This window comes from Marinobacter aromaticivorans (assembly GCF_002806975.1).
Classification (GTDB): domain Bacteria; phylum Pseudomonadota; class Gammaproteobacteria; order Pseudomonadales; family Oleiphilaceae; genus Marinobacter; species Marinobacter aromaticivorans.
In genome coordinates, this window is the sequence record NZ_NIHD01000028.1 from 1 (window position 1) to 6,791 (window position 6,791).

5 protein-coding genes are annotated in these 6,791 nt (G+C 61.6%); 1 reads left to right on the forward strand and 4 read right to left on the reverse strand.

Annotation, left to right across the window (positions count from 1 at the left end):
* The first annotated feature begins 174 nt into the window (after positions 1-174).
* Entirely contained in the window at positions 175-2,214 is a 2,040-nt protein-coding gene (locus CDH48_RS18850; protein ID WP_100690236.1) for an FAD-dependent oxidoreductase, read from the forward strand.
* Between the two features lie 121 nt (positions 2,215-2,335).
* Here CDH48_RS18850 and CDH48_RS18855 read toward each other — a convergent pair whose 3' ends face one another.
* From CDH48_RS18855 to CDH48_RS18870, 4 genes are all read right to left on the reverse strand, one after another.
* The gene (locus CDH48_RS18855) at positions 2,336-2,791 is read right to left on the reverse strand and encodes a PaaI family thioesterase (RefSeq protein WP_062363478.1); all 456 of its coding nucleotides are present in this window, start codon (positions 2,789-2,791) and stop codon (positions 2,336-2,338) included.
* A 114-nt stretch (positions 2,792-2,905) separates the two neighbouring features.
* Entirely contained in the window at positions 2,906-3,760 is an 855-nt protein-coding gene (locus tag CDH48_RS18860; RefSeq protein ID WP_100690237.1) for an SDR family oxidoreductase, read from the reverse strand.
* On the reverse strand, positions 3,757-5,694 hold the full coding sequence (locus tag CDH48_RS18865) for an AMP-binding protein (RefSeq protein ID WP_100690238.1): 1,938 nt from the start codon (positions 5,692-5,694) through the stop codon (positions 3,757-3,759). The genes CDH48_RS18860 and CDH48_RS18865 overlap by 4 nt, the downstream gene beginning before the upstream one ends.
* Before the next feature lie 112 nt (positions 5,695-5,806).
* Positions 5,807-6,568, reverse strand: coding sequence for a glucose 1-dehydrogenase (locus CDH48_RS18870; protein ID WP_062363467.1), 762 nt, complete (start codon positions 6,566-6,568; stop codon positions 5,807-5,809).
* Between the last annotated feature and the right edge of the window lie 223 nt (positions 6,569-6,791).

Below are 6,791 nucleotides of genomic sequence, written 5' to 3' on the forward strand. Positions count from 1 at the left end.
GCCAGTTTTTTTGTGGCGAATTGCTTCGCGGTTTCGCGAAACGCCTTTTGATCTTCTGTTGGCTGGAATTGCATCGGCGCTCCTTGTCATCAATGACCGGAAATATGCTTTGGTAAAAACCTAACAACTGTTAGAATGCAGGTCAAGCGAAGATTTTGATGGAGGATGCCAACAATGGAAAACACGCAGCAGAGGGAAACCTTCGGGACCATGCTTTCGCCCATTCGCGCAGGCCGACGCACGTTGCGAAACCGGGTCATCATGGGGTCGATGCACACGCGGCTGGAAACCGAGCCTGACAGTATCGCCAAGCAGATTGCATTCTACGCGGAGCGTGCGCGAGGGGAGGCGGCGATTCTGGTCACGGGCGGGTTTTCACCCAATGCCGAGGGGATATTCGATCCCAAAGGTCCGCGTATCGATGACCCCGATCAGGCTCGGCACTTGCGCCCAATATGCGAAGCGGTTCAGGCCGAAGGCAGCCTGATCTGCGCCCAGCTTCTTCATGCCGGGCGCTACGCAAAGATCGAAGGCTGCGTCGCGCCGTCACCGATTCGATCCCCGATCAACCGTTTCGTCCCGCGTGAAATGACCGACGCCGACATCCGCCGCACCATTGCGGATTTTGCCTCCGCTGCCGCCAATGCTCAGGCGGCGGGATTCGATGGCGTCGAAATCATGGGATCCGAGGGGTATCTTATCAACGAATTCACCGTCACTCATACCAACAAGCGTGAAGACGGCTGGGGCGGAAACGCCGAGAATCGGCACCGCTTTCCGGTCGAGATCGTGCGCGCGGTGCGTGAACGCTGCGGACCTGGCTTCCTTATCATCTATCGCATTTCGGCTGCCGATCTGGTCGAGGGCGGCGCGCACAGCGATGAAATCGCCGCGCTCGCTCGCAAGATCGAGGCGGCGGGGGCCGACATTCTGAACACCGGCATCGGCTGGCACGAGTCGCGCGTGCCGACGATAGCCTACCCGGTTCCGCGCGGCGCCTGGCGCAAGGCGGCGGCCAACGTCAAGGCTGCAGTTTCGATCCCGGTAGTCGCCTCCAACCGGATCAACACGCCGGAGCTTGCAGAGGACATCCTGACCTCCGGGGACGCAGACATGATCTCAATGGCCCGGCCCTTTTTGGCTGACCCCCATTTCGTGAAAAAAGCGCGCGAGGGCCGCGCAAACGAGATCAACACCTGCATCGCCTGCAACCAGGCCTGTCTGGATTTCATCTTTTCCAGCCGACCTGTGAGCTGTCTAGTCAATCCACGGGCGGGTCGCGAAACCGAATTTCGGGATACGCCGACAGAATCACCAAGCAAGTTGGCCGTTGTCGGCGGCGGTGCCGCCGGTATGGCCACGGCCGCCGAGGCGGCACGGCTGGGCCACGACGTTACGCTGTTCGAAGCGCAGGACAAGCTGGGCGGACAACTGAACCTGGCGCGCGCGGCACCGGGCAAGGACGAGTTCGACGAAACCTTGCGCTATTATACCGGTCAGATAAATAAACACGGAGTCAAGTTGCGTCTGGGGCAGAGGGCCGGCCTGGACGATCTGAACGGCTTCGATCATGTGGTAATCGCCACAGGTGTTACGCCGCGCATTCCCGACCTGCCGGGCGCGGACCATCCCAGTGTGGCGACCTACGCCGAAATCCTGTCCGGCGAACGCGCGGCGGGTGACACTGTCTTGGTGATGGGGGCAGGGGGCATCGGCCATGACGTGGCCGAGTTCCTCGTGACCGGACCGGCCGAGGCCCACAACCCCGACGCATTCTGCGAGACATGGGGCGTAGACCCGAAATTTGCCGTGTCGGGCGCGTTGGTAGGCGATCCGTTGGCACTGAAACCATCGCGCCGCAAGGTGGTCATGCTTCAGCGAAAGAACTCGAAACCGGGCGCGGGCCTTGGGGTTTCGACGGGCTGGATTCTGCGCAATGCCCTTCGCAAGCACGGAGTCGAGGCCTTGGTCGGGGTGGTCTATGAACGCATCGACGACGCGGGGTTGCATATCCTCATGGACAACGGAGAGCCAAAGGTCATCGCCGCTGACACGATCGTGCTCTGTACCGGTCAGGAACCGGAGCAGGCCTTGGTCGACGAGCTTGTTGCGCGCAGCGTCACCGTCACGATGATCGGCGGGGCGAAGGAGGCGGCTGAACTTGATGCGCTGCGCGCCATCGATGAAGGGGTGCGTCTGGCGCAAAGTCTCTGAACCGGGGCGGGAGGCCGAACCCGGAGATAGGCAGGTGCAGCAGGCGGTTCGTGATGCCATCTCCATGGAAATCCGATCGGCGATGGAAATCACTAGAGGGTGAAGAGGAATCTCCACGCCCTCACCCAGCAACACCTGTCCGCCCCACCATCGCCATCAGCGTGGCGGTCATCGTGGCGACGAGCTTTTCGTCCTCGCCCTTCATAGCATAGGCGCGCGCCTCGCATACCGTGAGGGTTCGTCCGGGTTTGACAACCTCGGCCACAAAGCGAAACCGCTCGCCATCCGCCGGATTGAGCAAGTTGATCTTGAATTCCGCTGTCAGCACCGCGGCCTCGGGAGGCATCAGCGAAAAACCCGCATAGCCGCAAGCACTGTCGAGCGCGGTCGATACGATCCCTGCGTGCAGAAACCCATGCTGCTGGGTCAGCGCATCATCATGCGCCATCTCCAGAACGATACGCCCGGGCGCGAGTTCGGCAATGGTGATCCCCATCGTGCGCATCACCTTCTGGCGGTTGAAACTCTCGCGCACGCGCGTATCGAAGTCAGAGTTTCGCGGCTCGAAATTTGGCATGGTCTGACTTCTCTCCTTTCGTCATCAAATGATAACCAATTCAGGCAGGTGGCAATTGCGCGGTTGGTCGTAACACATGGCGTCCCGCACCGGAGAGCGGGCGCAGCCGTCAGTTCACTGGACGAAAGCAGCCCGATTCTCGGCGACGAAATCGCGGAAGCGGCGGGCCGGGCGCCCAAGTACGTCATTGACGGTGGTCTCGATGCCCGCGAGATAGCCCTTTGGGGCAATGGAGGCGAGTTCCACCATGGCTGCGGCGACCTCTTCCTGCATTTCGTCGGCGATCATGGCCGCCTTTGAGTCCTCCGCCGACAGGGGCGTGCAGTTGACGGAGCGTCCGGTCTCCTCGGACAGAACAGTGGCGATATCCTCACCTGTCAGGGCCTCGGGGCCGGTCAGGCCATAGACCTTGCCTTCGTGCCCCGGTGCGGTCAGCGCCTCTGCGGCGACATCGGCGATGTCGCGGGCGTCGACCCAGGCCACTGGTCCGCCCAGACCGTCGTAATAAACACCGTCCTTCGCAATGTTACCGGCCTGCCACAGTAGGTTCTGCATGAAATAGGTCGGCTGGACGAAGGTCCAGTCAAGCCCGCTTTCCTTTACCAGTTCCTGCGTTTCGGAATGCCACTTTCCAAAGGTCACCTTGGCCTTGGGCGCCGCGCCCAAGCCGGTGGCCAGAACGACATGGCGCACGCCCGCGGCCTTTGCCGCTTCGATCACATTCGCTTTCCAACGGCGCATGTCCAGATGGGCGGGCGTCACGAGATAGATCTTTTCGGCACCGGCACATGCCTTTGCCAGTGCGGCGGGGTCGGAGAAATCGGCGGTGACGGTCTCACATCCCTTGGCCTTGAGGGGGGCGACTTTGGCCGGATCGCTGGTGACTGCGCGCAGTTTCGCGCCCTTGGCCAGGAGGGTGTCGACAAGGGGGGCGCCGGTCGTGCCGGTTGCGCCGAAGACGGTTATCATGGCGTTTCCTTTCGCAGGTCTGCAATGGGTTTCATCGTTTCGGGATTGCTGATCGAGGACAGGTCGCCCGGATCTTCGCATAGATAAGCCGCGCGAATGATCCGGCGCATCGTCTTCATGCTGCGGGTCTTGGGCAGTGCCTCAACAAAATGGATCTCGCGCGGGCGGAATGGCTTGGAGACGACCTTTCCCACCTGGTCCTTGAGCCGTTCGACGAGGCCCGCATCGGGCGTCACACCCGGCGCCGCTACACAGATGCAGACCACCGCCACGCCCTTGATATCGTCGGGCGCGGCGATGGCGGCAGCGTCCACTACCTCTCCGGTGCCGGTCAGGGCTGCCTCGATCTCGGGCGGACCGATACGCTTGCCGGCAATGTTCAACGTGTCATCCGAACGGCCGAGGATATACCATGTGCCGTCTGGATCGCGGCGAACCCAATCGCCGTGCCGCCAAACGCCCGGGAAGGTGGACCAGTAGGTTTCCAAATATCGCTGCCGGTCGCCCCAGATGGCCGGGGTCAGGCCCATGGGCAGTTGGCTCACAATTAGTTCGCCCACCTCGCCCGGCGCGGCTTCGCTTCCATCCTCGCGCAGCACTTTCGCGCCCACACCCAGAGCCTGGGCGGAAAATCCGCCGGGCTTGATTTCGTGTAGAACGGTCGAGGTTAGGATGGCCCCGAACAGCTCGGTCCCGCCGGATATGTTCAGCGGCACAGCGCGTCGGCGGCAGATATGGTCAAGTTGCCAGAGCCAGGCGTCGTTGGTCCAAGGTTCACCGGTTGAGGCAACGATGCGCAGGGGCGAAAGATCGTAACCGGAAAGAGGTGCGGGATCCTGTGTCATGAACTGTCGCACCAGCGTAGGTGCAACGCCAAGGTGGGTAACGCCCATCTCCGAGGCGAGGCGTAGCAGCCGGAAGGGGTCGTCGGGCATCGAAGGCGCGCCCTCGGCCAACACCAGCGTCGCCCCCGAAAGCAGTACCGACAGAAGCGTGAGCGGCCCCATGACCCAGCCCATGTCGGTCATCCACATATGCCGATCATCGCGTTTCATGTCGAGGCACAGTAGGAAATCCGCCGCAGCCTTGGCCTGCACACCGATATGGGTGTGCACCACGCCCTTGGGCCGGCCGGTCGTGCCCGAGGTATAGGCGATGAGCAACGGCGCGTCGGCTTTCACCGGATGGGCGGGCTGCGTCGGGTCTGCATTGTCGACACTCTCCTCCCAGTCGAGATCGCGGGCCGGATCGGCCGCCGCACCACCAAACCGCCGCAGGCTGAACACGGTATGGATCGAAGGCACATCTTTCAGGGCTTCGGCCATCGCGGCCTCCATCCAGACGGGCTTGCCGCGCCGGGGCGTAGCATCCGCCGTCAGCACGGCCACCGCCCCGGCATCCTTGAGGCGGCTGACGATGGCGGTCGGCGCGAAGCCCGAGAACAGCGGCACCGCCACGGCGCCCAGCCGGGCAATACCCAGAAGCGCCGCCGCGATTTCGGGGATCATCGGCATGTAGATGCCTATCGCCTGACCAGGCTTCACCCCGCGCGTGGCAAGGGCCGAAGCGATGCGGGCAGCTTCGGCAGCGAGTTCAGCATAGGTCCAGCGGCGGCGGCTTCCATCCTCACCGACCCAGTCGATCGCCGTCTTGTCCGCCAACCCCTCCGAGATGCGCGCATCAAGGCATGTCTCTGTCAGGTTCAGATCGCCGCCAACGGCCCAATGGATCGATTCGGGCCCTTGGGAAATATCGCGAAGCTGTGTGTAGGGCCGGTTGAAACAGATGCCGGCATAATCGATTATTCGGCCCCAGAACCACTCCGGTTCGACGTTGGCACGTCGGGCTAGATCCTCGTAACTATCCGCGCCGCAGTCATCCAGGAAAGCGGCAAGCGTACTTGAACGCCGAATGTCAGAGTCTGGCTGAAACATCTGTCACCTTTCTTCAACGTAGAGAAAGTCGCACCGTTGGCGCGCCCAGTTGGGGGGTAACTCTGGACACAGCTTAGTGGCAGGGTCTTGTGACAGACACTGCCACCAGCGGTCAACCGTGCATCGACAAGCCACCTGAGACCGAAATCACCTGACCAGTGATGAAGCCGGCGTCGTCCGACGACAGGAAGCAGATGATTCCGGGGTAATCTGTCGGCTGCGCCAGGCGCTTCATCGGAATGGCCCGTTTGAGACCCTCGGCGATCTTTTCACCAGCGTCGCCCTGAGCAACCTGGGCGAACAGCGGCGTGTCGGTCGGCCCGGGCGCAACAGCGTTCAACTGAACGCCCTTGCGCGCTAGTTCCCGTGCTACCGTTTTGGTAAACGAGATGATGCCGCCTTTGCAGGCAGAATAAACCGCTTCGCCGGACGAACCGACGCGACCAGCGTCGGAGGCAATGTTAACCACGCGGCCGCCCCCGTTTTTGACCATGCCCGGAAGCACCGCATGATGCATGTTCAAGGGGCCATAAAGGTTGATGTCGATGACCTTTTCCCAGAGGCCGGAATCGGTATCGAGGAACGGCTTGATCTCATCCCATCCTGCGTTATTAACCAGTACGTCGATCGGGCCTCCGGCCTCGAATTCAGCCACCGCCTTGTCGACCTGGCCGCGATCGGTGATGTCCGCCTTGAATGCTTGTGCCTTGCCTCCCGAGCCCTGGATGATACGGGCCGTTTCCTGCGCGCCCTCTTCGTTCAGGTCAAAAACCGCAACCTCGGCGCCTTCTTCGCCGAAACGTTCGCAAACCGCGCGCCCTATGCCGCTGCCGCCGCCGGTTACGATCACGCGTTTTCCGCTCAGTCCTCGCATGTGGAAATTCTCCTGTCCCGCTAACACCTTGAAAATGAAATTGATTTTAAGTGCCCAACAAGTTATTCTAACAACCTTTAGAATTTTTGCAAAGGACACCTTTGAAAAGTGGCAGCCAAGCGACTACAGCGACTGGTACGAAAGCCTGATGCAATCAGGAAAGCCGACGATGAGCTGAGCAAAGCAGAGAGAACGCGCGAGTGCGTCCTCTCTGCGGCCGGCC

What these genes read in the sequence shown, in the direction of transcription:
- CDH48_RS18865 (WP_100690238.1), bottom strand. Translation starts at nt 5,694, where the DNA reads ATGTTTCAGCCAGACTCTGACATTCGGCGTTCAAGTACGCTTGCCGCT.
- CDH48_RS18855 (WP_062363478.1), bottom strand. Translation starts at nt 2,791, where the DNA reads ATGCCAAATTTCGAGCCGCGAAACTCTGACTTCGATACGCGCGTGCGC.
- CDH48_RS18860 (WP_100690237.1), bottom strand. Translation starts at nt 3,760, where the DNA reads ATGATAACCGTCTTCGGCGCAACCGGCACGACCGGCGCCCCCCTTGTC.
- CDH48_RS18870 (WP_062363467.1), bottom strand. Translation starts at nt 6,568, where the DNA reads ATGCGAGGACTGAGCGGAAAACGCGTGATCGTAACCGGCGGCGGCAGC.
- CDH48_RS18850 (WP_100690236.1), top strand. Translation starts at nt 175, where the DNA reads ATGGAAAACACGCAGCAGAGGGAAACCTTCGGGACCATGCTTTCGCCC.